This is a genomic window from Sulfitobacter sp. 1A12779, from assembly GCF_043557315.1.
In the GTDB taxonomy this organism is placed as follows: domain Bacteria; phylum Pseudomonadota; class Alphaproteobacteria; order Rhodobacterales; family Rhodobacteraceae; genus Sulfitobacter; species Sulfitobacter faviae.
On sequence record NZ_JBIFFU010000015.1, the window covers coordinates 55601 to 78886 of the forward strand.

At 58.4% G+C, this 23286-nt stretch carries 24 protein-coding genes and 1 pseudogene; 8 read left to right on the plus strand and 17 right to left on the minus strand.

Annotation, left to right across the window (positions count from 1 at the left end; all coding sequences use genetic code 11):
* From ACGYLQ_RS15650 to ACGYLQ_RS15705, 12 genes are all read right to left on the minus strand, one after another.
* Complete coding sequence (locus ACGYLQ_RS15650; RefSeq protein ID WP_394443742.1) at window positions 1–678, minus strand: PIG-L deacetylase family protein; 678 nt, start codon at window positions 676–678, stop codon at window positions 1–3.
* Entirely contained in the window at window positions 675–1364 is a 690-nt protein-coding gene (locus ACGYLQ_RS15655) for a hypothetical protein (protein WP_394443743.1), read from the minus strand. Before ACGYLQ_RS15655 ends, ACGYLQ_RS15650 begins: the two co-directional genes overlap by 4 nt.
* Window positions 1361–2944: a UDP-2,4-diacetamido-2,4,6-trideoxy-beta-L-altropyranose hydrolase gene (gene pseG, locus ACGYLQ_RS15660; RefSeq protein WP_394443744.1), complete on the minus strand. Its 1584-nt coding sequence runs from the start codon at window positions 2942–2944 to the stop codon at window positions 1361–1363. The genes ACGYLQ_RS15655 and pseG overlap by 4 nt, the downstream gene beginning before the upstream one ends.
* Window positions 2941–3651 carry a cytidylyltransferase domain-containing protein gene (locus ACGYLQ_RS15665; protein WP_394443745.1) on the minus strand — a complete coding sequence of 237 codons (711 nt, stop codon included), beginning with the start codon at window positions 3649–3651 and terminating at the stop codon, window positions 2941–2943. Before ACGYLQ_RS15665 ends, pseG begins: the two co-directional genes overlap by 4 nt.
* On the minus strand, window positions 3648–4406 hold the full coding sequence (locus ACGYLQ_RS15670) for an SDR family NAD(P)-dependent oxidoreductase (RefSeq protein ID WP_394443746.1): 759 nt from the start codon (window positions 4404–4406) through the stop codon (window positions 3648–3650). The genes ACGYLQ_RS15665 and ACGYLQ_RS15670 overlap by 4 nt, the downstream gene beginning before the upstream one ends.
* On the minus strand, window positions 4403–5299 hold the full coding sequence (locus tag ACGYLQ_RS15675; RefSeq protein WP_394443747.1) for a Gfo/Idh/MocA family oxidoreductase: 897 nt from the start codon (window positions 5297–5299) through the stop codon (window positions 4403–4405). Before ACGYLQ_RS15675 ends, ACGYLQ_RS15670 begins: the two co-directional genes overlap by 4 nt.
* Window positions 5296–6168, minus strand: a complete 873-nt coding sequence (locus ACGYLQ_RS15680) for an aldo/keto reductase (protein ID WP_394443748.1) — start codon at window positions 6166–6168, stop codon at window positions 5296–5298. The genes ACGYLQ_RS15675 and ACGYLQ_RS15680 overlap by 4 nt, the downstream gene beginning before the upstream one ends.
* A gap of 113 nt (window positions 6169–6281) precedes the next feature.
* On the minus strand, window positions 6282–6644 hold the full coding sequence (locus tag ACGYLQ_RS15685) for a MarR family EPS-associated transcriptional regulator (RefSeq protein WP_394443749.1): 363 nt from the start codon (window positions 6642–6644) through the stop codon (window positions 6282–6284).
* A 306-nt stretch (window positions 6645–6950) separates the two neighbouring features.
* Complete coding sequence (locus tag ACGYLQ_RS15690) at window positions 6951–7469, minus strand: ParB/RepB/Spo0J family partition protein (protein ID WP_394443750.1); 519 nt, start codon at window positions 7467–7469, stop codon at window positions 6951–6953.
* Between the two features lie 115 nt (window positions 7470–7584).
* Window positions 7585–8169, minus strand: coding sequence for a hypothetical protein (locus ACGYLQ_RS15695; protein WP_394443751.1), 585 nt, complete (start codon window positions 8167–8169; stop codon window positions 7585–7587).
* Window positions 8123–8356, minus strand: coding sequence for a recombinase family protein (locus ACGYLQ_RS15700; RefSeq protein WP_394443752.1), 234 nt, complete (start codon window positions 8354–8356; stop codon window positions 8123–8125). Before ACGYLQ_RS15700 ends, ACGYLQ_RS15695 begins: the two co-directional genes overlap by 47 nt.
* A 9-nt stretch (window positions 8357–8365) precedes the next feature.
* Window positions 8366–9001, minus strand: a complete 636-nt coding sequence (locus tag ACGYLQ_RS15705; protein WP_394443753.1) for a recombinase family protein — start codon at window positions 8999–9001, stop codon at window positions 8366–8368.
* 214 nt (window positions 9002–9215) lie between these two features.
* Between ACGYLQ_RS15705 and ACGYLQ_RS15710 the strand changes: the two genes are divergently transcribed.
* On the plus strand, window positions 9216–9728 hold the full coding sequence (locus tag ACGYLQ_RS15710; RefSeq protein ID WP_394443754.1) for a transcription termination/antitermination protein NusG: 513 nt from the start codon (window positions 9216–9218) through the stop codon (window positions 9726–9728).
* 820 nt (window positions 9729–10548) lie between these two features.
* On the opposite strand, the gene ACGYLQ_RS15715 is transcribed toward ACGYLQ_RS15710, so the two are convergent.
* Both ACGYLQ_RS15715 and ACGYLQ_RS15720 read right to left on the minus strand, forming a co-directional pair.
* A complete protein-coding gene (locus tag ACGYLQ_RS15715; RefSeq protein WP_394443755.1) occupies window positions 10549–10914 on the minus strand; it encodes a MarR family EPS-associated transcriptional regulator in 366 nt (121 codons plus the stop codon).
* A 144-nt stretch (window positions 10915–11058) separates the two neighbouring features.
* The gene (locus ACGYLQ_RS15720) at window positions 11059–11844 is read right to left on the minus strand and encodes a metallophosphoesterase (RefSeq protein WP_394443756.1); all 786 of its coding nucleotides are present in this window, start codon (window positions 11842–11844) and stop codon (window positions 11059–11061) included.
* Between the two features lie 176 nt (window positions 11845–12020).
* Between ACGYLQ_RS15720 and ACGYLQ_RS15725 the strand changes: the two genes are divergently transcribed.
* The 4 genes from ACGYLQ_RS15725 to ACGYLQ_RS15740 all read left to right on the plus strand — a co-directional run bounded on the left by ACGYLQ_RS15725 (window position 12021) and on the right by ACGYLQ_RS15740 (window position 16851).
* Entirely contained in the window at window positions 12021–14159 is a 2139-nt protein-coding gene (locus tag ACGYLQ_RS15725) for a YjbH domain-containing protein (RefSeq protein WP_394443757.1), read from the plus strand.
* A complete protein-coding gene (locus ACGYLQ_RS15730; RefSeq protein WP_394443758.1) occupies window positions 14156–14776 on the plus strand; it encodes a YjbF family lipoprotein in 621 nt (206 codons plus the stop codon). Before ACGYLQ_RS15725 ends, ACGYLQ_RS15730 begins: the two co-directional genes overlap by 4 nt.
* 97 nt (window positions 14777–14873) lie before the next feature.
* Window positions 14874–16223, plus strand: a complete 1350-nt coding sequence (locus ACGYLQ_RS15735; protein WP_394443759.1) for a polysaccharide biosynthesis/export family protein — start codon at window positions 14874–14876, stop codon at window positions 16221–16223.
* Window positions 16224–16332: 109 nt separating this feature from the next.
* A complete protein-coding gene (locus ACGYLQ_RS15740) occupies window positions 16333–16851 on the plus strand; it encodes a transcription termination/antitermination protein NusG (protein WP_394443760.1) in 519 nt (172 codons plus the stop codon).
* 19 nt (window positions 16852–16870) lie between these two features.
* Here ACGYLQ_RS15740 and ACGYLQ_RS15745 read toward each other — a convergent pair.
* Window positions 16871–17829 (minus strand): annotated as a pseudogene (locus ACGYLQ_RS15745) (IS630 family transposase).
* A 790-nt stretch (window positions 17830–18619) separates the two neighbouring features.
* On the opposite strand from ACGYLQ_RS15745, the gene ACGYLQ_RS15750 reads away from it, so the two are divergent.
* Window positions 18620–20743, plus strand: a complete 2124-nt coding sequence (locus tag ACGYLQ_RS15750) for a polysaccharide biosynthesis tyrosine autokinase (protein WP_394443761.1) — start codon at window positions 18620–18622, stop codon at window positions 20741–20743.
* 65 nt (window positions 20744–20808) lie between these two features.
* On the opposite strand, the gene ACGYLQ_RS15755 is transcribed toward ACGYLQ_RS15750, so the two are convergent.
* Together ACGYLQ_RS15755 and ACGYLQ_RS15760 are read right to left on the minus strand one after the other, a co-directional pair.
* Window positions 20809–21000: a hypothetical protein gene (locus tag ACGYLQ_RS15755; RefSeq protein ID WP_394443762.1), complete on the minus strand. Its 192-nt coding sequence runs from the start codon at window positions 20998–21000 to the stop codon at window positions 20809–20811.
* A gap of 275 nt (window positions 21001–21275) precedes the next feature.
* A protein-coding gene (locus tag ACGYLQ_RS15760) for an IS3 family transposase (protein WP_394443763.1) occupies window positions 21276–22363 on the minus strand; the annotation gives its coding sequence in 2 pieces (ribosomal slippage) (window positions 21276–22102 and window positions 22102–22363; 1089 coding nt in all).
* A 161-nt stretch (window positions 22364–22524) separates the two neighbouring features.
* On the opposite strand from ACGYLQ_RS15760, the gene ACGYLQ_RS15765 reads away from it, so the two are divergent.
* Together ACGYLQ_RS15765 and tnpB are read left to right on the plus strand one after the other, a co-directional pair.
* The gene (locus tag ACGYLQ_RS15765) at window positions 22525–22821 is read left to right on the plus strand and encodes a transposase (protein ID WP_394443767.1); all 297 of its coding nucleotides are present in this window, start codon (window positions 22525–22527) and stop codon (window positions 22819–22821) included.
* Window positions 22818–23168, plus strand: a complete 351-nt coding sequence (gene tnpB, locus ACGYLQ_RS15770) for an IS66 family insertion sequence element accessory protein TnpB (protein WP_394443764.1) — start codon at window positions 22818–22820, stop codon at window positions 23166–23168. The genes ACGYLQ_RS15765 and tnpB overlap by 4 nt, the downstream gene beginning before the upstream one ends.
* The last annotated feature ends 118 nt before the right edge of the window (window positions 23169–23286 follow it).

The following is a 23286-nucleotide window of genomic DNA, read 5'->3' on the forward strand; positions in this document are numbered from 1 at the left end:
TCAAATCTCCTTGCTGATCTGGCGAATAAGACAAAACCCTTCTGCGGCCTCGACCCCCACAGTCGCACCGCGCCAGCGAGCCAACGCCTCGATACTCTTGATAGACCGGACATGTGGCGCCGCGTGCATCTCCCCGCTATAGGCTTCAAGTGCTTGCTGCTTATGTTTGGTATGCGCAGAGATATCGACATAGACATTGGGCGAGAAGGCCGGAGCCGAGAACGCCCATTCCGTTGACGACGGGACCTCAAAGCTCAGGATCGTTCTGACGCTATGCCCGGGTTGCGGACGGCAGGCCGTAAGAACAGCCTGGTGACACACGCGGTGATCGACGTTCAGATCATTATCGAAATGGGTCAGGATGATATCCGGTTTGAATTCGGCCACAACCTCTTCAACCGATTGCACCACATCGAGCAACGGCACCGAGTCAAGCTGATTGTCCGGGAAGTCGCGCTGGAAGATTGTTTTCACCCCCATCACCTTGCACGCAGCGCGTGATGCCTCGGCTCGTTGTGTGACTCTTGGATCATTCTGCGCAACACGGCGTGCACCGACCCCGTTCGTCAGAAACATGACCGCGATCTCTGCCCCGCGGTCAGCCTGCGCTGCAAGCGTGCCACCACATCCAAGCGCTTCATCATCGGAATGGGCCACGACCACCAGAATCCGTTTCATGTGCTCTCACCCGAATCGACTGCTTCAAAACGCACCGAAGCTTCCACAATGGGCCCCCTTATCCGAGCCTTTGTGAAGGTGGCGTGAAAATTGCCGAAGCGCAGAAAGGCGTGCGGGTAGCCGGGGGCGTCCAACATACGGATATGATCGTAGAGCTGTTCGGCGGTGGCGCCGTACGGCAATTCGCTCTGTTCGCGCTTGCGTCTAGGAAAGACAGTCGGCTCGCCCTGTTGCGGAACGGGTGTCGGTTCATTGGCGACGATTTGCGCCATCATCCGGACACTCAATTCCGATGCCCGACGAAAGATCGTCTCTGCACTTCCTGCCAGACACAGGGGTCTCTTGAAATAGACCGGACCTGCATCGAGGGTTGCTGTCATCTTCAGCGCGGTCAACATCGTTTCCTTGTGACCATGAGCGATCAGGTTCTGAAGCGGGCTTCCGCCGCGGCCATAGGGAACGTCAGTCATGTGGAAACAGACGCACTCATGCTTGTCGAGCAGCGCTTGCGGCACAATCGACGACCAATGAGGGAAAAAAATGTAGCGCGGATTAAGCCGCGCCGCGCTCTCGGCAAGATCGGATGGCGATATGCAGAGGTTCCAGTTTCCGGGCAGGTCCCTTCGCATTTCCATAAAAGCCGATATTGACCACGGTCGGTTGCTGCAGAACAGGTAATTCGTCATGGACCCTCCGAAACCTGCTGATCATCGCGCTTAAATCTTGCACTTTTCTCGTTCGTTCGCAGAGTCACAAACTGATCCGTTTCCGAAACCCTTTCGAAACCGGCGGATATGAAGAGCCGGATTGAAGGTTCATTGGACCTGTGCGCCTTCGCAATCATGTGTTTGTAGGGGCTCGAATGGCGCATGTTGATCGCGGCAAGCAGAAACGGTGTCGACATGCTTTTCCCGCGAAACAGTGGGTTAAGATATATACTGATTTCTGCCTCATCCGGATGTTGCAAGCATCTGTCAAACCGCACATGCGCTGCGGGTTGTTCGTCGTATTCCACGATCAACAGGTCACGCGATGGAGAGGCGAGGGCGGTCTCGAACCACGCTAGATGGTCAACGAGCGGGGTTGGGGTCGGGTCAAGATAGAAGGCCGCCGCATCGCCATGATGGCGCCAGTGCCAGATCGCTTCGGCATCTGACATGCGCGCCTTGCGAACCCGTATCTGACCCAGCCCCATTTCCGTCACCGCCCGGCAAACCCCTTCTCCATCACAAACCCGCGCCGCGCTTTGCGACAGGGCCTCCAGTTCCTGCTGTGCCTGCCCCACCGCCTGCACAAGTCTGTCGTCGAACCGCGCATCCAGCAGCGGCCCCGTGCCCAGAGCCGCAGCCTCGGCCTCCATCGCAGCGACCGCGCCGGCCTGATTGTCGGCAGTCTCGACAATGATCGAGGGCAGGCCAAGGCAGCAGCGCTCCCATGTCGTGCTGCCGCCCGCGCCGATGGCCAGATCGGCATCCTGCATCAGCCGTGCCATGTCATGCACATCGACCAGCACTTCGGTCGGCCAGGGCATCCGCGCTGCGCGTGCGCGCACCCGCTCCAGCGCCGGGGCGCTCCGCCCCATCACGACGCTCAGGTGCAGTTCCCCCGGCAGGTCGGCCCGAGACAGCGCATCGAGCACGCGCGAGGTCGCGTCGGGCATATCCGTTCCGCCCATCGAGATCAGGATATGCCGGACGCCCTGCCCGGCTCCGCGCCGCGCCAGGGACGCCATGCGCGCCGCGCGAAATTCGGGGCGCAGCAGGGCGAAACGCGGGCCGGTCAGGCGGCGGCAGGCCTCGGGCAGCAGCCCGTCGTAGTCTTGGGCCGCACGGCCGAGGTTCTGGTCCAGCAGGAGATCCGCCGCATGCGGACGGTCGGCCAGATCGTCGATCACCATGATCCGACCGACGCGATCCCGAAGCCCCTGCTGCCAGCGCGCGTCAAAGGCGTAATGGTCGACCACCAGCCAGTCGGCCCCGTCGATCACGGTCCGCGTGTCGGCCAGATCTTGCTCCCAGCTCACCCCGGCCCAGGCCACATGCGTAGGCGGGCCCTGCGGCACTGGGCCAGAAGGGGCGGGCAGGAGCAAGACGGCAAAGCCCCGATCCTCGATCACCGCGGCTAGATGGCCGGGCAGGTCGCGTGTCACGAACCGGCATTCCGCGCCACGGGCCCTGAGCGCATCGGCCAACGTCAGGCAGCGCATCACATGCCCGGTCCCGATGGTTACCGACGCATCGACACGGAACACGAAGCGCGGGTTCATGCACGCACCCTCGGCCCGCGGGCGGCTATCTCGGCCAGGGCTTCGGCCATGTCGAGGTCGTCGTATTCGTCGATATCGACGGCCGCCTGCCAGGCAATCGGGCAGAGCACATGCCCCGGCCCGTAAAAGCTGCGCGCCTCGACCAGCGCCGCGGCATCGGCGATCCAGATCGCCCCGGTCGGGCAATAGAGCCGCTCCAGATCCTGCGAGCGCGACACCCGGGCTTCGGGAAACAGCCAGTCGGGCTGGCCGTCGGCCCCCATCCGTGCCGCCCACCAGGGGTTCATCCAGCCGAACTCGAAGGCGCTGATCTGGTAACAGTGCCCGCCGCCTTCGAAATACGCCCAGGCGGCGCGGATCGCGTCGGCGCCTCGCAGGGGGCAGTTGGGCATCAACTGCGCAACAGACAAAAAGGACGTGCCATAGTGGCGCTCGGCCTGGCCCAGGGCGGTAATGATCGCCTCGCTGACCGGGCTTTGATCGTCGGCGTGGGCATCGCGCAGGAAGGGAACCTCGGCGCCCTCGGCGCGCGCGGCTTCAGCGATCTCGTCGTCATCCGTCGAGACCAGCACGGTATCGAACACCCCGCTTTCTAGCGCGGCTTCGATCGTCCAACCGATCATCGGCCGGCCGCGAAACAGCGTGACATTCTTGCGCGGGATGCGTTTCGAGCCGCCGCGCGCGGGGATGATCGCGATATTACTCACCAAACGCTCCATCCGCCATCGGCGACAAGGACATGACCCGTCACCGCCGCAGCCGCCGCGTCGTCGAGGAGAAACGCCACCGGCCCGCCGGCGTCGGCCTCGGTCAGCATTCGGCCCAGCGGTGCAAGCCGGGCGTAGCGGTTCTCAAACGCGGCGTCGGTGCGTCCAACAAAGCCGCCATAGGCGACGCAGTTCACCCGCACATCCGGGGCCAGCCTGACGGAAAGCTCGCGCGTCATTTGATGAAGTGCGGCCTTTGCCACACCGTATTGCACCGGCGAGCATCTCAGATCGCCGTCATAGAGCGCCGGGTTCGGCGCCACTTCCCCGTATTGCGACCCCACGGTCACCACGCCGCGCAGCTGGTGGCGCGGATCGCGGACGAAGGCCATCAGCATGCGATAAGGCGCGACGACATCGATGGCAAATTCTTCGAGGAATTCCCGCTTCGGCGCCAAGCCCACCTCGTCGATCTTGAGCGTGTCGAGCGAGCGCGCATTGCTCACCAAATGTGTCACCGAGGCGCCCGCGTCTGCGATCCGTGCCGCCAGGGTCTCCGTGCTGTCCTCGTCGAGGAGATCGAGCGCCACGGTATGCACCGTCGCACCCGCCGCGCGCAGCTCCTGCGCCAGCGGTTCGCACCGCGCGGCCTCTCGCGAAGTCAACACCAGCTGCCAGCCCAGCGGTGCGAGATGGCGTGCGATGGCGGCGCCCAGCTTGCCTGTCGCCCCGGTGATCAGGACCGTTTTTGTCATTGCAATCCCATCTCGATGATCTGCACCGCGCGGCGGTTGAAGTCTGCCGGCAGCCGTGAGCGTCCCTCGTTCACGCTGGCGACGAACTCGGCCAGGGCCGTTTTGAACGCTGTGAAGGTGTCGTGGAATGCCAGAACGACCTCGTCCGTTTCGCCGACGATGCGCAGTTGCAGGGGCGAGGGCAGGCTGCCAGTGGCCATCAGGTGCACGTCGGGCCCGAAGTCGGGCCAGCGCAGAGCAAGCAGCCGGCCATTCGCACCGACGGGTCCGCCAAACAGGCGTTCGGGCTGTGCCGCGTGGCCCAAAATCGTCAACAGCGGGTCGATCAGGTGGATGGCGTAGGTCTCCCAGTATTTCGGCGTTGCGCCTTGGATCAGCCGGATCGGTCCGATCCAGGCCGCCGCGTCGGCATCCAGCTGCAACTCGGGCGCAAACCTTAGCGCCGAGCAGGAGAAAATCTGGCCAGGATAGCGTTGCAGGGCGTTGAGGGCGTCGAATCCGGCCTCGGACAAGGCGACGGGTTTGTCGATATAAACGGGTAGGCCCGCGCGCAAAAAAGGGTCGGCGAAACGGAGGTGGTTCTGTGCATCGTCGCGTGCCAGCAAGAGCGCGTCGATCTCGCCAATCATGTCTTCCGGCTTGCGGGATACGGTGCCGATGTGAGACGCTCTCGCGATCTTGTGGGATTCGGCCTCATCCTGTGTCCAGACATTGGTCACCCGTGCCCCCGCCAGCCGATCTTCGGGCCAGGACTGCCGCGCTAGATAGTCCGGGATCGCAGGAAATCCGCAGTCAGCCATCGCCTCGGGATCGTAGCCGTTGCAGATTGCCGCCCAGGAGTAGGGATGTCCGTTGCCGGGCGACAAGCCGATAATGCCCATCCGCAGAGTCATGAAGCGGTCTCCCACTGCCGCGGGTCGATAAACCCGGTATCATCCGATCCGAGGTTGTGGTCGTCATGGCCCACCTGTTGACCGGCTTCGAATGCGGCAACGAGCTGAGAGAGCTGCTGTGCCGTTTCCACGCCAAGGACGCAGCGGCTGACGGCCGCCTGGCCGGCCGCAAAGCCCAGGCAATAGGCTGCCGGATCGAGGCCGCTGGCCTCGACCTCGCCGTCGAAGCGCGCCAGTTCTTCTGCCCAGGGGGCGAACCGTGCCGGCCTATCCTTGGCCGGCATCAAAAGAAGGCCCTGAAGAAACACCGAGCGCACATGAAGCTCCCCGCCGGCCGCGCTCAGGCGGGCGGCTTCACCGGAGGTTATGAAACGTTGGTCGAAGACGTTCAGTGGCGCCTGAACGATCTGTGCATTGCCAGTGGCGATCCCCTCCATGTCTTCAGGCCCGTAGACCGACACCCCGAGCCTGCCGATATGCCCTGAGGCAACCAACGGAGCAAGCGCATCGCGCAGACGGCGGCCCCGGTCTCCAGCCGCATCACGGCGGTCATGCGCCAGAACCGCGTGCAGGCTATCCGCCCCGAGCCGGTCCAGCGACCGCAATACCGCGTCGCGGGCAACGTCTCCGATATCGGGATCGTCGATGTCTTTGAGGGAAGGCACCTTGGTGATGACCGACCAGCGATCCATGCCGCAGGAGCCGAGTACCTTCTCGCTCTCGCCATAGGCGACGGCCGTATCGAGCACCCTGATGCCGAGTTGATATGCAAGATCCAGGATCCCGCGCACTCGGCCGATATCAGGTTTTCCCGCGCGATTGGCGATACCATAGGGGACCCCGAATTGCACGGTCCCGAGCACAAGCATGTCGATCGACCGCGGGACAGGACAATTCTCAACCACGGTGATTCACCGTTCTCCCGGACGGATTGATTCGCTCGAATTTGCTATTGCGAAATGGCGATATGGGTGCGAAAGCATCACTCAGTTGCAGATATCGGCGTCTTGTTTTCGGTTTCGTCAACCAATTGTTCTATTTCCAGTTTCAAGGCCTCATACTCTTCCATCTTCCTTGCCAGAAATGCTCGCGTCAGCGCCGCCTTGCGCGCAATACCTTTGGGCGTCAAGACGTAGGCATAACGCCGCTTATCTTCCGCTGCTTTGAAATTTCCTAACTTCACCAAACCCTTCTCAATCAGTGCATTGAGCACGTAGTGAATCCCGCCGACACTTACGCCGACTGCGTCCGCCAGCTCACGCTGAGACATTTCAGGGTTTTCTTGCAGTAGACGAAGCACGCGAAAATGCGTGTCCTCCTGCAGCTTGGTGCGCTTGCTGGTCATTTTTGGGATTTTCTCAGGCTACCGCACAAGAACTGCCCGCTGGGCGCCTTGTTGGATGCAAAGGTGATGATGAGAGCAGCTTCAGCATCGTTCAGTTTCGAACGCTAGCAAATTCTGCGTGCGCAAACAAGCGGGAATTTCAGAATTTCAGAGGTTTTCATCACTTTGGACGATGATGCAGCCATCAACTCGCAGGTGCAGGCGCAACCGGAGGGGGACCTCACTTACGCTGAGCACATCGGCGGTCCTTCGGCATCGCCACCAATAGATAGCCTGAGTATTCGCCAAACTCATAACGAAACGACTTCACCAGCACAGGGCTGGTCCATCATCGACCCCTTCGATCTGCCGAGCAGCTTTCATCTTGCGCAGATGCCGGGTCACATCCGGTGTGAACTGTTGCTCCTGAAACAACTCCACCGCCTTGGGGCAGAACCCGTGCAGCAGGTTGATCCGGCTAATGATGGTTGAAAGGTTTACGTTAAAGGCGCGCGCGAGCCGTTCCTTGCTGACGCCCTCGTCGATTGCGCGCCGCAGCATGTAATGCTCCTGCACCGTTGAGAGCCAGTTGAACCGGTGGCTGTAGGTGTAGGTTTCGAAATCCTTAGCGATCAGGCAGGGCGCCGTTTCTTGGCCCAGTTCCTTCTGTGCTAGTACCCGCAAACTGCCATCAAGCAGCAAAAAATCCGCCGCATCCGGATCAGGCTGGATGACCGAGAGCGGCTCGATTAAACCGATCTCCCGGATCGAGGACACGAGCTCCTTGAACTTGCGTGTTGTGCTGGCGTGATCTCCATAGACCCGATCCTCATCCCCATTTCCCACGAATGCCGACCCGTTCTGCCATTCCGTAGAAGAAACCGAGGTCCTCGAACCGGAAGGCTTCAAAGGCGATGCTGGTGCGGTTGCAGAGCCGAATTTCCTGCCGGGGAGGGTCGAATCAGGGCAAAAGGTAGTAATTGAGCTCCTCGCGGTTGCCGGGATCAAGCCGCGCCGCCAGTGTGACGTCGGCCTGATAGCGCATCGAGGCAAACCGGATCCGCCAGCGCATCCGCCCGTCGCCCTGCGGTTGCCAGCGCGCCAGCACTAGGCTGACGACCATCTCGCCCTTAATGGTCAGCAGGTCGGTCTTGAGATCACTTGCCACTGTTCTGCCGGCTGCAGCAATGCCCGCCTCGGTCCGCGCGATGATCTCAGGGTGCATCCCACGCAAGCGCTTGTTGAAGGCGATGCGCTCTTGGTCCCGATTCGATCGATAGCCAATCATTTCATAGGGCCGGGTTAACGATCCGAACCTGTTGCGATAGGCCAAAGACGACAGCATGTCTGGCGCCCGATCGATCATCACCCCGGAAAGCTGGCCCGCGTCCGCGTAAAGCTGTTTCAGGCGATCCAGCAGTTCTTCGTCTGACAGGCGCGCCGACCGCGTCGATATCACTTCCTGCGCCGTCAGGAAGAACTCGAGCGGCACGATCCCCTCAAAGGCGCCTTCCTTGCGCACCCCAGGTCGGAAAGTTTTCCACATGCAGCTTCTTCAGCTTGAAGGAGGAGCGGTTGTAGACGTTGTTGCCGATGTACATCTCATTGCTCAAAACCGTGCGCACTGTGCCGGGCTTCCATGGCCGATCCAGATCAGTGGTCACACCTTCTTCGTTCAGGCGGTCAGCGATCTCGCGGAAGGACAGATCCTCCTCGATCAGCCAGCGATACATCTTGTTGACTTAGGCCACTTCCTCATCGGGCCCGGGCATCAGAATGACCCGGTCGGTTTGCACCGATTTGTGCTCACCACGCTTCAGCTCGCCCTTGATCTCGCCACGCTCGTTCACAAGCACCCGGCGCAACCCGAACCCGGCCGCGCCGCCTTGGCGGAACCCCAGCTCCATCAATCGGCATTGGCCGGCGAAAACCTTGACGGAAAGCTCCCGGCTGTATTCGCCAGCCATGGCGCGCTTGAAACCCTTGACGATGGTCGAGACGGGCGAGCCATCGTTTTCGAACTGCTCAGCGCAATAGGCAACGTTGATGCCAGCGCGCTTGCAGATGTATTCGTATTGGGGGGTCTCATCGGCCTCCTGAAAACGGCCCCAACGACTGACGCCATAGACCAGGATCACGTTGAAGTCGGCTGCGCCGGACTCCGCATCAGCAATCAACTGCTGCAGGACCGCGCGCCCACCGATGGAAAGGCCGCTCTTGCCGTCATCAGCACAGGTCTTGATGATTTCGATACCGCGCTTGCCGGCATATTCGCGTATTTTGTCGGACTGGTTGTGGGTCGAATGCTGCTGGTGCTCCGTCGACATGCGCAAATATTGCGCCGCCCGAAACTCGGTAATCTCGCCACTCCCGTTCAAGTCAGCCTCCGATCCGCGTGTCTGCCGGTCGGACGTTTGCGTGGGTAGCAAAACTCAAATAGCTGATAGTGCTTAATTATTTCGTTATATCAACGCGCTGAGGGAGAGGGGCGCCGTCTTTAATCAAAATATCACACACCTTCCGAAAAAGCTGACTTGCATCTGTTCAAGTTCGAGCGATATGTGGGCGACAGAATATTAACGAGGTTGCAAGATGACATTCCACGATCGCGGCTCGAGCTGGTTTCTGGCGCAGCTGAAGCCGAACTGTGCCAACATCGCGGACAAGAACCTCAAGCGCCAAGGCTTCAAAACCTTTCTGCCACTGGAAGAGGAGACGCGCCAACGTAGCGGCAAGTTTGTGGCTGCCATGCGCCCCCTGTTTCCAGGCTACATCTTCGTGGCCTTCGACGCGGCCCGCGGGTTCTGGCGCACGGTCAACTCGACCTACGGCATCACACGGCTGGTGAGCTTCGGCAAGGAGCCGACGGCAGTGCCGCTGGACCTGGTTTCACAGCTCATGCTGCGCTGCGACGCGAAGGGCAACTTGCTGCCCCCAAAGCTCTTGAAACCCGGCGATCAGGTAACTCTGACCAAGGGACCCTTTGCCAACTTTGTGGCAGAGGTGGAAAAGATCGCGCCTGACCGGCGCGCCTGGGTCCTGATGGAGATCATGGGTGCGCAGACACGCGTGGCGGTCGAGGCGGATCAGTTGCGGGCGGTTTGAGCGTTGCTTTGAGCAAGCGAAGGTTTTCTGGCTGCTGCCCTCACGTTGCAAACCTGGCGGCGGTCAAGCCTTGGCGCAGTCGCTTCAAACGTCAGTCTTGACGTCATGGTCCGATCTTTGGGAAATCCTGTGGTCTGGGTGGCTCTTTGCGCCGCGACTGTTGTGACACTGCTCTCCCTTCATTTCCTTAGTCTTTATCGCACTCTTGTGAGGTTTGTGACAGAAAAGATACTGATCACGATTGGTAAGGCTACGCTGAGCGCGGCGATCACACTTGATCTTGCGGGAGTTTTGTTCGGGGCAGGCATCCCACGCTTGGTGTTTATCGCCAAAGATGGCGCTCGAACTGATCGAAATCGGGCACTACGCCGTTCATCCGCGAAATTAAGGTACCACGGGGGAACCAAATCATCTCCTCTTGGCGAGGGCGATACGCGAAAAACCTTGTGACCGTGACCGAGAATGCAAGGGATTTCGAGCCTTGGTCGCGCGAGAGGAATTTCGTCGGGGGATCACCATTATTCCCTGCACCTCCCGTAAGCAGTCGAAGGCCTACCTGTGGTAGCAATCGGTTCTCTTATTGAGTGAGGCGATCCAGATGATGTGATGGTGAACCATGCCTTGGAAGTCGAAGAACATGGGTTGGCGGGATTTCGATTAGGCTGTATTCATTCCGAGCGCCGTAAAACGGTGACTGTCAAATCTGCTCGAACCGAATGAGTTTCGAACTCTGCCCCGCTTCAATGGTTACGATAACTTAGTCGATAGAGAGGGCTCGCGGCGTGTGACTCCCGCTCCAGCAAACCCCCAATAACGCAAACTATCGAAGGTCTTCTGGAGCCCCCTGCCCGGCCACTTCAGGATTAATCTCACGCTGCAGCGCCTCGATCTCCGCAATCAATGCCTCATGCTCAGCCATGCGGCGCTTCAAAAAGGCCGTCGTCAGCTTTGCCTTGGCCAAAACGCCGCGCGGCGTCAGAACATATGTATAGCGCACCTTATTCCCAGACGCCCGGAAGTTTCCAACTTTCACCTGGCCCTTTTCGATCAAACCCTTGAGGCAATAATTCACCACCCCAAGACTTATCCCGAGGGACTTGGCCAAATCTCGCTGAGACAGCTTCGGATCGGCCTCAAGCGCCCGCATCATTCGGAACCGGATATCTTCACTGACTGGCTTTGCCATAACCCTCTGCGACATAGCTACCGCACCAGAGGTCGCTAGGGCTACCTCCGAGAATGAACGGCGCAGCGTTCACAGATGAACACCTATCTTCAATCAAAAGCTTGGAAAAGGCAGAATCTAATTTAGACGCCAAATTTATTGCAGTCAGCTTTCAGTCTGAAGAAAAATGCAGGCGCCGGCAGAGATACGGGCAGCGGTCAAGTGTCCAGTTCGATAGGCGCCGGTATCTAGAGAGACCCGGCTTGTATAGACACCCGGCTTCTCCACGATCGTATGGCCGTGAACAACCACCTCCCCGTCATCACGCGGCTCGCTGAAGAAGTTTGGGTGCCCCCATAAAAGCGCTTCCTCGCGCTGCGCCCCTGGGTGGCGCTTCGGGGACATCGCCGCATGGACACAGTGCATATTGCCGCTCGACCATTGGAGCGGCAGAGCACGCAGCCATTCCTGCATCCCAATCGGCAGCGCGGCCTCCAATGCATTTGCCAGTTCAATCGATCCGGCGCTGTCCAACCCACGCTTATCGACAGAGACCCCAAAGCTTTGCAGGGTCTCCACACCCCCAAATTTCAACCATTCCAAACCTGCGCCTGCGGGATCATCAATGAAGTCGAGCATCATGCGCTCATGATTACCCATCAGACACACGACTTTGTCCGGGTATTGCCGGGAAAGGCTGAAAAGCCGCGTCAGCACGCCCTGCCCGTCTGGACCGCGATCAATATAGTCACCGAGGAAAACGCATACCTCTTCACCGGTGGCGACCGCCCCTAGCTTTTCCAGCAACTCTTCGAGGAGCCCCGCACAGCCGTGGATATCACCGACCGCGAAAAAAGGCGCCTCAGGTGCGAAATTATCAGGTTTGCCTTCGGCTTCCGCGTCGCTGCGCTTATTCCAGACCTTTAGCCATGACGTGATCCACGCGCGCATTCCGCCCCCTAAGTGCTGTCTCGTTCCAGTCATTCTGCGAACCATTCGGTTAACGCGACTGCGACCGATAGGCCACATCAAACTTCCGAAGGCGTCTGAATACCGGAGCATCGCCCACAGAGATTGCCCTGTCGCGGCTGAACAAGTATCCCTTCTTCTAAGGAACGGAGAGAGATATGACTCACAAGCCTTGCGCAAAGCCCACCTCACGTCGCCGAACTCAGCGCGCGATGGTCGGCGTTGGCTTGCTCTTGCTGCCCGCCGCAGCGCAAACGCAAGGTTATTCATATACAACTTATGGCACGGTCGGTTTGGTTGACATGCCGACAGCACAGAGCGCTGAAGACGCTGAGCTGACGGCGACATATAGTCAGTTCGCCAACACAGCCCGCACGACGCTGAGCTTTCAGATCACCCCACGCCTCTCCGGTAGTTTCCGATATAGTAAGATTGATGATTACCTACCCAATGGCGACGCTACTTTTGACCGCTCGTTCGACTTGCGCTATCGCTTACTAGACGAAACCAGCAGCCGACCGGCGGTGGCGGTTGGCTTGCAAGATTTTATTGGCACGGGCATTTACTCTGGTGAGTATATTGTCGCGACTAAAAGCATTTCTCCCCGCCTAACCTTTACAGGTGGTATCGGCTGGGGCCGGCTTGGCAGCTACAACGGCTTCTCCAACCCGCTCGGTGTCATAGACGGTCGATTTGATACCAGACCCGACCGTGATGCCGGTCGTGGCGGTGAAATTGAGACATCGGGTTGGTTCCGCGGGGATGCTGCGCTCTTTGGCGGCGTGGCCTGGCAAGCCAGTGACAAGCTTACGTTAAAGGCCGAGTATTCATCTGATGCTTACAATCGTGAGACCCGATACGGTTCGTTCGAGCATAAGTCCCCATTCAACTTCGGCCTCGACTACGAGATCCGCGACAACATCCACCTTCAGGCGCATTACCTTTACGGCTCAACATTTGGCTTCTCGCTGAACCTGCGGAACAACCCAAGGCACCCCCTCGTAAACGGTGGCAAGGGCCCCGCACCTTTGCCAGTGAAGCGGCGCCCGCCGGGGGCGGCGTCCGATCTTGGTTGGACGCAGACCGTTGGTGTCGAATCCAGCCTGCAGGAGCAAACTAGCACGCTGCTTGCCAGCGACGGTATGGCCCTTGAGGCGATGAAAATCAGCCCGAATGCCGTGATCGTCCACATTCGTAACGAGCGTTACCTCGCACGTCCCGAAGCCATTGGGCGCACGGCGCGCATCCTTACGCAGGTTATGCCCGCATCGGTTGAGAGCTTTACCGTTGTCCCGTTAGAGAACGGCATCCCGCTTTCCGCAACGACATTGCACCGGTCGGACATTGAGGATTTGGAGCATGAGGCAGACGGATCATGGCAGACCTACGCCCGCGCGGATATTGAGGATGCCGCAGGTAGCTTGGATGGTGCGACCTATCATGGCGACCACTACCCCAAACTGACTTGGTCCGTCGGCCCCTACCTTAACGCCAGCTACTTCGATCCGGATGAGCCGGTACGTCTCGACACCGGCCTGCGGCTGCAAGGGCGTTACGACATTTCGCCGGGCTGGTTCCTTTCAGGCAGCATTGAACAGCGGCTGGCGGGAAATATCGGTGACGCGGCCCGCGGTTCTAATTCCGTGCTGCCGCGGGTTCGGTCCGAATCCGCAATCTACGCGCGCGAGGGGGAAACCGCTCTAGAGCATCTGACGCTGGCGCATTACTTCCGACCCGGCAAAGATCTCTACGCCCGGGTCACCGCAGGCTACCTCGAATCGCAATTCGGGGGAGTTTCGAGTGAATTGCTTTGGAAACCCGTCGCCAGCCGCTTGGCACTGGGCGCAGAGGTGAATTACGCAGTGCAGCGCGATTTCGACCAAAGGTTCGGCTTCCGGGACTACGAAATCGCGACAGGTCACCTCTCCGCCTATTACGACTTTGGCAACGGCTACCTTGGCCAAGTGGACGCGGGCCGCTATCTGGCGGGCGACTACGGCGCGACCTTTACCCTCGACCGCGTCTTCGCAAATGGCTGGAGCATCGGCGCCTACGCCACCTTCACCGATGTCTCATTTGACGATTTCGGCGAAGGGTCTTTTGACAAAGGTCTGCGCTTTACCGTGCCGCTGTCGCATGTATTGGGCGAGCCTTCAGACAAAACCTATAAGGCCGTGATCCAACCACTGACACGCGACGGGGGGGCAAGGCTGAAGGTCAGAGACCGTCTCTACGAAAGCGTGCGAGGCTATCATACACCCGAATTGAAAGACAGCTGGGGCAGGTTCTGGAGATGAAATTTAAATCTATCGCCGTCTTGTCCCTTCTGGGGCTATTGACCGCCTGCGGGTCGGGCCAAACGCAGCAGAGCATCCTCGGCCCCATCGGTCAGGCCCTTCTCGGCTTTACGCAACCCGACTCGAAACCTTCCAGCATGGCAGACATTCGGCGGCAGGTGACCCCTGAGGTGCGTCAACGGTTTCAGCACACGTCTTTGATGATCGCTCAGCTTGAGCAGAATGAACGGGCCTCAATCCTCGTGCGTAAGGGGGTTAATCGCAATGTCGAAACCTATTTCACCCCCGACAACATCTCACTGAGCCTCAAAGAAGGAGTGCTTGTCGGCACCCGCGGTCTTGGATTTGACTTGATGAGCGGCGATGTCGCCGAAGTGCTCATGGGCTTGCGCCATGGCGGCCAAGCCGTCCGCGTTCATCGCTATCTCGATGGCGAAGATCAGATTGTGATCAAGAGCTACATCTGCAACTATAGCGGAAATGCGCAGATCACAGAAACCTGCTATGGCAAAGATCACAGCTTTAAGAACAGCTATAAAATGTCTGGGGGCAAAGTCGTTGCGTCCCGGCAATGGATTGGCCCGGACCTTGGCTACATCCGGCTGGAGAATGTTTAATGCTGTGCAAGCAGGTACATACCGATTTGCAAGTTTTAGTTCCTAAGCCCTTCTCGCGTCCACACGCTGCCGTTCGTTTTTATTCCGAGGTTCCTTAATGTTTAAACGTTTTATCGCTGCTTCTACTCTGATACTCCTCAGCGGTTGCGGGGTCGCCTATGTCTCTCCGAAAGTCACCGATGCTGGCAGCAAGGTCCGTATCGTACCTTTGACCTCGGAAACCGTTCTGGCCGCGAATAGATCAGCCTATGAACCCAAACAGCTCCCGGCTGTGTTCTTCCAGACTGCCGGCGGCGCAGGCGGCTTGCGCGGCGCGGGGCCGACGCCCTCGCCTGTTTCCCAAATTCAGACGAAGCCCGGCAACCTCGCGCTTCGCGTCCCCAACACCCCGCCGAACACGACCTATCATATCGGCGTTGGGGATGTGCTTTTGCTGGCGACACGCAGTGGCAGCAGCACGGTCGAAGAGCTCAGCGGTCTGCTCGCCGCGCAAAACCGGCGCCAAGGCTACACCGTTCAGGATGATGGGGCGATCGCCATTCCCGATGTCGGTCGGGTCAAAGTCTCTGACCTGACATTGGAAGAGGCCGAAGCGGCACTTTTCCAGCGCTTGCTGGAGGCGCAGATCGACCCCTCGTTCAGCCTTGAGATCGCAGAATTTAATTCCAAACGCGTTTCTGTCGGCGGTGCTGTCGGCAACCCCACCGTTATCCCGATTACTTTGACACAGCTTACGTTGGACCAAGCCGTCGCGGGCGCAGGCGGTATCCAAACCCCTGATCTCGAATACGCTTCGATTCGCCTTTACCGTGACGGTGACCTCTATCAGATCCCGCTTGAACAGTACCTGCGTCGGCCCGACCTTCAGAAAACCCGCCTCGTTGCTGGCGACAGCGTGTTTGTCGACACCGAGTACCAGCTTGATCGGGCGCAGGCATATTTTGCCGAGCAAATCACCCTCCAGCAGTTCCGCCAGCAAGCGCGTGCTCAAGCTTTGGCCGAGCTCACTGCTGTCGTCGATTTGCGGCGTGCGTCACTTCAAGAAGGCAGAGCCAACTTCGAAGCCCAACTTGCGAACGACGCGGTAGACAGGGATTATGCTTATCTCGCAGGTGAAGTGACCAAATCCGGTCGTTTCACCCTGCCCTTCGGCCGAAAATCTACCCTTGCGGACGCGCTTTACTCCGAAGGCGGGATCGACACGATGACCGGCAACCCCTCCCAAATTTACGTATTGCGCGGCTCGAACGACCCTCGGGAGTTTGGCGCGGTCACGGCATGGAACCTCGATGCACGCAATGCGACCAATCTGATATTGGCTACGCGCATGGAGCTACGTCCGAACGACATCATTTTTGTCGCCGAACAGCCAGTCACGCGCTGGAACCGGGTCATTACCCAGATCACTCCGTCGATTATCTCCAGTGTAGCCACCTCGGTTAACTAAACTTGTGGCGGGCTTTGCCTACCAACCTCTTTGCCTCCTTCCAACGGTCTGCGCGCGCCATCGGTGCGCGCTTACTCCTGTCAGAGCAAAAAAGACCAGAGAGCTATAGATGTCCAATAGTATAAGAGCGGGATGGTTCGTTGCTCAACTCCGGCCGCATGGCCTCGCCCAAGCACGGGTTCATCTTAGGCGACAGGGGTTTGACACATTCTCGCCTGCACTAGTGCACCGCCCTCACAACCAGCCAAACAAATTACGAGCAGAGCGCCCGCTCTTCCCCGGCTATCTCTTCGTGAACTTTGATCCAAACCAGAATGGGTGGACGGCTATCAACAGCACACGAGGCGTTTCACGCCTTATCCTGAACGATCCCCGCCGCCCCCGGCCACTTCCAGCAGAGCTTATCCGCGCTCTGCAGAACCGCTGGGATCCGAGAAATGATCATAAGGGAGAAGATGACCTAGCAGTCGGTGATTGCGTGCGCATCCTCACCGGACCTTTCGCCGAACTTGTAACAAAGATCGAGGCTCTGCCGAGCGCAGAGCGTGTCGGCGTGCTGATCGATTTGATGGGCGGGGAAGTCCGCTCTTCCCTGCCCCGAGGTCATGTAACCAAGGTTGAAAAGTGACCTTTAAAGCACCCGACTTTTAACTTGAGACATATCCGGCAGCCTTGAAGTAGTTCCAGCACTCCTCTGGCGAGTAGAGGTCGCAGATTTCGCCGAGCGCATTGAACATGTCTGTAAATGTCCGCGCGCCAATCCGGCGGAGGTGTGCTTTGAGCTTCGAAAAGGCCATCTCAATCGGATTCAGGTCAGGACTGTAAGGCGGCAAGAACAGGAACCAGCATCCGGCGTCGCGCAGGGCCTTGGCTGCTGCTGCGTTCTTGTGGGTGGCCAGGTTGTCCAGGATAACCACGGTGCCGCGCGCGAGCGCTGGCGCCAGCACCTTCTCGACATAGGCGGCGAAGGCGGCGCCATCCATCACGCCTTTGATAACCCAGGGCGCGATCATGGAGCCCGCGCTGAGACCCGCAATGAAGGTCTGCGTGCCCCATGCGCCGAACGGGGCGTCCATGACCAGCCGCTGCCCGCGCAGTGCCCACCCGCGCGGCCGGGTCAGGTTGGTTTTGACAGAGGTTTCGTCAATGAAGACAACATGTTCAGGTCGGGCCGACACCGCGGGCACGCGATGTTTGAACCAATCTTCGCGCTGCTTCCTTACCTTTGCCCGAAGGCGTTCGGCAGCGACCAGCGACTTTTTTTGTATGTGAATCCAAGCTTGCGCAGAAACCGCCCGATCGCATCGGGATGTGCGCGGACACCGGTTGCGTCGAACAAAGCCGAGGCCAGTTCGGGCATGGTAATGTCGCCGTCTTGGCTGACAACTTCGGCGAAGAAGGCGCGGTGAGGGTCCAGTTTTCCTTTGCCCTTCGGCCGACCTTGCGGAGCTGCTCCTGCCCTGCCGGTGCGCCGGATCGCAAGTCCTCATCGCGCGCCCGTTGCAGGCGAAAGCTGCAACCGCAACGCCGCCGCGCGACCGCTAAACCCTTCCTCAATCAATCTCTGAAACCGCACTCGCAGCGCTTGTGGCAATGGTGCTGACATGATCCGTCCTCCCAAACAGAATGAATCACAAAATCAGCCCCGCGGGAATCCCAGCGATTCAGGTTTTCGGCAGGACGCTTTAAGTGAACTCTTGTGCCGCCTATCTGCATTCCGCTGTGGCCTGACATTGGGGTGTCATCCTATCTATGTGACATTGTCCAAATGGTTTGTTGAGCTTCAGCGACCTACTTTCGAAGGTAGTGACTAGCACGCAATGGTGAACCGCTTACGGCTTGCCGGTGGGTAATTACTCAGTTTCAAGTGACTTCAACGGAACTGTTTCCTCGCCCATAGAATGCTCCTCCGCTTCTGCTGCAGGCTCTGACCCGAGCGAAAGCTTCTGGGAAGTCCCGGGCAGTGACAATCAACACCAGGGCAGCTCCCGCTGGTCCTGAGCGCACTTCGATAGGTGCGAACTGGTGCCTATTGGCCCGCATCATTCTCGAGAGACAGTAGCGAGTCTTGATATACGATTGAGTCTACCTCATCGGGGAGGCGAGATTGGAGGTGAAAAGAACATTCGGAACTGGGTGAACTTCTACAACCAACGGCAACCTCATTCCGCCTCGAGAGACAAAGCTCTGACGCCCGTTTATCGGCAAGAATATTTGCGTAAATCAACCCGGCTAAGCAGGTGCAACGCTTAGCGAAGTCTGCGTCAGATCTATTTGGGAAGTAGAGGGTAGTTTCGTCGCTCTCACCCAGGTTTCTGCGGATCCTGCATGGCATTGCTGAAGTTACCGGTGTAGTGAACGATTGACTAAGCGATTTACATGGGAACAGGCATTTCATGACCAATCAACAAGTATTTTCCGACGGTACCCATAAAGATCGCGAGAATGACGATGAGATCGATCTCTCCAGCCTGTTTCGCACCCTCTGGCGGGGCAAACTCTGGATTGCGCTTTGCGGTTTGCTCGCACTACTGCTTGGGGGATACTATGCCTACGGCATGGCCGTACCGGTCTACACCGCCAAGGCCGCAATCGCTCTAGAAAGCCGACAAGAACAGGTGATGGACATCGAAAGCGTCGTGACCGGCCTTGGCGGCGATCAATCTACGATCAATACCGAGGTTGAGGTGCTCCGCTCGCGCGGTCTTATCGAAGATTTGGTAATGGACATGAATCTTCTTCAAGATCCGGAGTTCAACACCAGACTGCAACCTGATCCGAGTTTTTCCATCGGACAGGCGGTCAGCTTTATACGCGGCCTTATATCCGAACCGCAAGAATCCCAGCCTGCCACTGAACGGGCTATTCTCGATTCTACAATCAATACTGTCCTCGATTCGATTTCGGCCTCTAACCTGCGTCAGAGTTTTGTCTTTGAAATTACTGTGACCACCGAGGATCCGGATAAATCCGCGGCGATGGCAAACAGACTTGCCGAACTCTACATCCAAGACCAAATTTCCGTTAAGTTCGAAAAAACAGAACAGGCCACGAGCTGGCTCAGCGAACGTGTAAGCGGTCTTCAGATCGAGCTAGAAACTGCGCAGGCTGAGCTAAAGGACTTCTCTACCAACACAGAGCTCGTGAACGCCGAAACCTTAGCTGCACTTAACCGCCAATTGAAAGACCTGCGGGATCGTCGCGCGACGCTCGCAACACAGGCCGAGGCTACGGAAAGCCGGTTGCAGATATTGGAAGACGCACGCGAAGCCGGTGCTGCTACTTTTGTTGAGGTTGCAAATGATGCTGCTCTTAACCAAGTTTATCGGCGCCTCGAAGATGGCAGCGTCGGAGCCGAGACTGCATTCGAAACTCGCGCGAACGCCCTGATCACCCGTGCGGAGCTTGAAGCCACGCGCTCCTTGTCTCAGTTGAGCGCTATTGACGAGTCCATAGCCGAGGTCAGCACCCGGATCGATAATCAGTCCGAAGAACTGGTCATCCTTGAACAGCTTCAGCGAGAAGTTGAAGCAAGCCGGCTGCTTTACGAAGCGTTTCTAAGCCGCCTTAAAGAAACCAGTATCCAACAAGGCATCCAACAGGCCGACAGCAGGATCCTCAGCCGGGCCGTGGTGCCAGCTAACCCCTCCGCTCCCCGCAAATCCCGAATATTGGCGCTCTCCTTGATCCTGGGTCTTATGGCTGGCTCCGCCGCTGTACTGCTCCGGGAAATGGCTCAGAACACGTTCCGCACGGCCGAAGATCTTGAGGCGAAGACCGGCCATTCAGTCATCGGGCAGATCCCAAAAATCCCAGCCAAGCATCGGCGGAACGTTCTAGAGTATATCAGTCAAAAGCCTAATTCCGTTGCTGCCGAATCCGTTAGAAACCTCCGTACATCGCTGCTCTTGGCGAACCTCGACACACCGCCAAAAATCATCATGTCGACATCCTCAGTTCCTGGAGAGGGTAAGACTACGCAATCTATTTCACTTGCACAGAACTTCGCAGGGCTTGGTGCGAGAGTGCTCCTGATCGAAGGTGATTTGCGGCGCCGCGTTTTGGACGAATACTTCGGACACGACCAAAAGCACGGCTTCCTATCCGTCATTTCCGGCGAAGTTCCACTTGAGAAAGCCATTGTGCATGACGAAACGTTGAAAGCTGACATACTCTACGGTGAGCAATCGACCATCAACGCTGCTGATTTGTTTTCATCGAACACATTTGCTGACTTCATTAAGGGGCTTCGCGAACACTATGACCATATCATCATCGACACACCGCCCGTCCTTGCCGTGCCGGACGCCCGCGTGATCGGCCAGTTGGTCGATGCCGTAATTTACACCGTTCAATGGGATTCCACGCCCCACCGTCAGGTACTGGACGGGCTGAAATCGCTACAGGGTGTCAACGTTCGCGTGAGTGGTTTGGTGCTGAGCCAGATCGATGGAAACAAAATGAAGCGCTACGGCTATGCCGATAGCTACGGAGACTATTCAAGCTACTATCAGAAATAGGAACTATTTTGGATAGCCTGTCCCTTTCAGTAGAAGGGCTGTAAGGGTGGGCCACAGTAATTAAACTACCCTGCGCGCGCCTGATCGCACACGGTGCCAGTGATGTTCTGGCCAGAATTTCGGAATGTCCGCAGCGCTTCCTCAATCTGGCCGCGGCAAGTGCGGTCAGATTGAACCATCAAAAGGGTCGCGTCGGCCTGTTCCGCGACGATACGTGCTTTCGGTGCAAAAAGGATCGGCGGCGTGTCGATGATCACCGTATCATAGGCTTGCCGCGCCCTTTCAATAAGCCGTTTAAAACAGTCCGACGCGAAAAGATCGCTCGTAGAAGGGTCAGACTCACCACAGAGCAACGCATCCAGCCCATAGCCGCCAGTGTTCTGTATGCACTCTTCAAGCGTAGCATCTTCGTAAACCTCCGGCGACGGCCGTCTGATCTCAGGCTCGATCTGATGGTAAGTCCGACCTTATGTCCGACTTTATCACTCGCCCCGGTAATCCCCCCATTTTTATGGGGGCTCGATCGTAGAACTTACGCAGCCATTCTCAATTTCTGGGTGGGGGTCATCCCGCCGTTGCCCATGTTGGGGCGTTCGTTGTTGTAGGACCAGAGCCACTCGGTGGCAATCTTCTGAACCTCTTCAATGCTTTCGAAAATGTATAAGTCCAGCCACTCGTGGCGGACTGTCCGGTTGTAGCGCTCGACATAAGCGTTCTGCTGCGGCTTGCCGGGTTGGATATGGGCCAGGGCGATGCCCTTGTTCTCAGCCCATTCCATGAGGGTGCCGCTGATGTACTCCGGGCCATTGTCGACACGAATAGTCCCAGGGGCGCCACGCCATTCGATGATCTGGTTCAGGGCTCGAACAACCCGTTCCGCAGGCAATGAAAAGTCGATCTCAATGCCCAGTCCTTCGCGGTTGAAGTCGTCCAGAACGTTCAGCAGCCGGAATTGCCGTCCATCCCCCAGCCTGTCGGCCATGAAGTCCATCGACCAGACCTCATTCGGGGCCTCAGGTACCGCCAGTTCGTCCGGCTTTTCCCGCTTCAGACGCTTGCGCGGCTTGATCCTGAGGTTCAACTCCAGCTCACGGTATATCCGGTAGACACGCTTGTGGTTCCACCTGTGACCCTGCACGTTGCGCAGATACAGGAAACACAGGCCAAAGCCCCAGGTCTTCTTCGCCGTCGTCAGCCCGAGCAGAAGATCGGCGATCTGCTCGTTCTCATCGTCCAGCTTGGGGCTGTACCGATAGCACGTCTCACTGACGTCGAACGCCCGGCACGCCAGCGCAATGCTGACCCCCTTCATCGCCACCGCTTTCACGGCCAACTCTCGGCGCTGAGCTGGCCGTATCATTTTTTTCCGAGCGCTTCCTTCAGGAGGTCATTCTGCATGCTGACGTCGGCATACATGCGCTTCAGTCGGCGGTTCTCCTCGGCCATAGCCTTCATCTCAGTGATGAGGCTGGCGTCCATCCCGCCATACTTCGCCCGCCATTTGTACAGCGTGGCGCTGCTCATGCCATGTTCACGGCACAGCTCGGCAGCAGGCACACCGCCCTCCATCTGGCGCAGTACGGCCATGATCTGGGCCTCGGTAAAACGTGTCTTCTTCATCGGAATCTCCTCGTTCATCCTGCCGAGAAAATTCTACTTCCGCATCCCCTTAAGATCGGGGGGGATTACCCCCCCAAATCGAAGTTCTGTCTGCTGCCGATGGTGAACGCCGCCGGTATTGGTCGGATGATGACAAGCTGCGTATTGTAGAGGAGAGCTTTATTGGCCACCGTCAGGTGACAGCCACAGCTCGGCGGCACGGCATTTGCCGGTCACTTCTGACCACTTGGCGGCGGCAGTATAGAAATGGCGAGCTTGGGTCTGCTGGCTCTGTATCGTTCGCGCCGGTGACTGTGCCGAAGGAAGTTTCCACGTCGCAGGCAAATCCGATCGATTCCAGTCCACCTCCGGACTGTCGGATTGAGGTGGCTCTTCCGAATGGGCGTCGACTCATCCTCCCCATCGGCGTGGAGACCGAAGCGCTTGCTCGGCTTCTGGCAGTGGTGGATCGGCAATGATCGCGTTTCCGGCGGGCGTGAAGGTCTGGATCGCAGGCGGTGCCACCGATATGAGGCGGGGCATGAACACGCTGGCGCTACAGGTGCAAGAAGGGCTCGGCCGTGATCCCCATGCGGGTGAGATATTTTGCTTCCGGGGCCGTAAAGGCGATCTGGTCAAGATCCTGTGGCATGATGGCGTGGGCATGTCGCTTTATCTAAAGCGCCTGGAGGCAGGTAAGTTCATCTGGCCCGTGAGCCGGTCGGGCGAAGCGGTGCAAATCTCGGCGGCGCAGTTGGGTTATCTTCTGGAGGGCATCGACTGGCGTAACCCACGATGGACACAACGGCCTGCAAAGGCTGGTTAATTTGCGCCAGGTAGCCTGTTTTTATTGGTGCTTCGCGGCCCCGGCTGGTAAATATTGGTCATGTCTGATGCCGCCTCCGAACTCGCCAAATTACGCGCTGCCCTGGCCGCCGCAGAGG

Coding starts and splice junctions, on each gene's coding strand:
- ACGYLQ_RS15650 (WP_394443742.1), bottom strand. CDS start 678: ATGAAACGGATTCTGGTGGTCGTGGCCCATTCCGATGATGAAGCGCTT.
- ACGYLQ_RS15655 (WP_394443743.1), bottom strand. CDS start 1,364: ATGACGAATTACCTGTTCTGCAGCAACCGACCGTGGTCAATATCGGCT.
- pseG (WP_394443744.1), bottom strand. CDS start 2,944: ATGAACCCGCGCTTCGTGTTCCGTGTCGATGCGTCGGTAACCATCGGG.
- ACGYLQ_RS15670 (WP_394443746.1), bottom strand. CDS start 4,406: ATGACAAAAACGGTCCTGATCACCGGGGCGACAGGCAAGCTGGGCGCC.
- ACGYLQ_RS15675 (WP_394443747.1), bottom strand. CDS start 5,299: ATGACTCTGCGGATGGGCATTATCGGCTTGTCGCCCGGCAACGGACAT.
- ACGYLQ_RS15680 (WP_394443748.1), bottom strand. CDS start 6,168: ATGCTTGTGCTCGGGACCGTGCAATTCGGGGTCCCCTATGGTATCGCC.
- ACGYLQ_RS15685 (WP_394443749.1), bottom strand. CDS start 6,644: ATGACCAGCAAGCGCACCAAGCTGCAGGAGGACACGCATTTTCGCGTG.
- ACGYLQ_RS15695 (WP_394443751.1), bottom strand. CDS start 8,169: ATGTGGAAAACTTTCCGACCTGGGGTGCGCAAGGAAGGCGCCTTTGAG.
- ACGYLQ_RS15700 (WP_394443752.1), bottom strand. CDS start 8,356: ATGTATCGCTGGCTGATCGAGGAGGATCTGTCCTTCCGCGAGATCGCT.
- ACGYLQ_RS15710 (WP_394443754.1), top strand. CDS start 9,216: ATGACATTCCACGATCGCGGCTCGAGCTGGTTTCTGGCGCAGCTGAAG.
- ACGYLQ_RS15715 (WP_394443755.1), bottom strand. CDS start 10,914: ATGGCAAAGCCAGTCAGTGAAGATATCCGGTTCCGAATGATGCGGGCG.
- ACGYLQ_RS15720 (WP_394443756.1), bottom strand. CDS start 11,844: ATGCGCGCGTGGATCACGTCATGGCTAAAGGTCTGGAATAAGCGCAGC.
- ACGYLQ_RS15725 (WP_394443757.1), top strand. CDS start 12,021: ATGACTCACAAGCCTTGCGCAAAGCCCACCTCACGTCGCCGAACTCAG.
- ACGYLQ_RS15730 (WP_394443758.1), top strand. CDS start 14,156: ATGAAATTTAAATCTATCGCCGTCTTGTCCCTTCTGGGGCTATTGACC.
- ACGYLQ_RS15735 (WP_394443759.1), top strand. CDS start 14,874: ATGTTTAAACGTTTTATCGCTGCTTCTACTCTGATACTCCTCAGCGGT.
- ACGYLQ_RS15740 (WP_394443760.1), top strand. CDS start 16,333: ATGTCCAATAGTATAAGAGCGGGATGGTTCGTTGCTCAACTCCGGCCG.
- ACGYLQ_RS15750 (WP_394443761.1), top strand. CDS start 18,620: ATGACCAATCAACAAGTATTTTCCGACGGTACCCATAAAGATCGCGAG.
- tnpB (WP_394443764.1), top strand. CDS start 22,818: ATGATCGCGTTTCCGGCGGGCGTGAAGGTCTGGATCGCAGGCGGTGCC.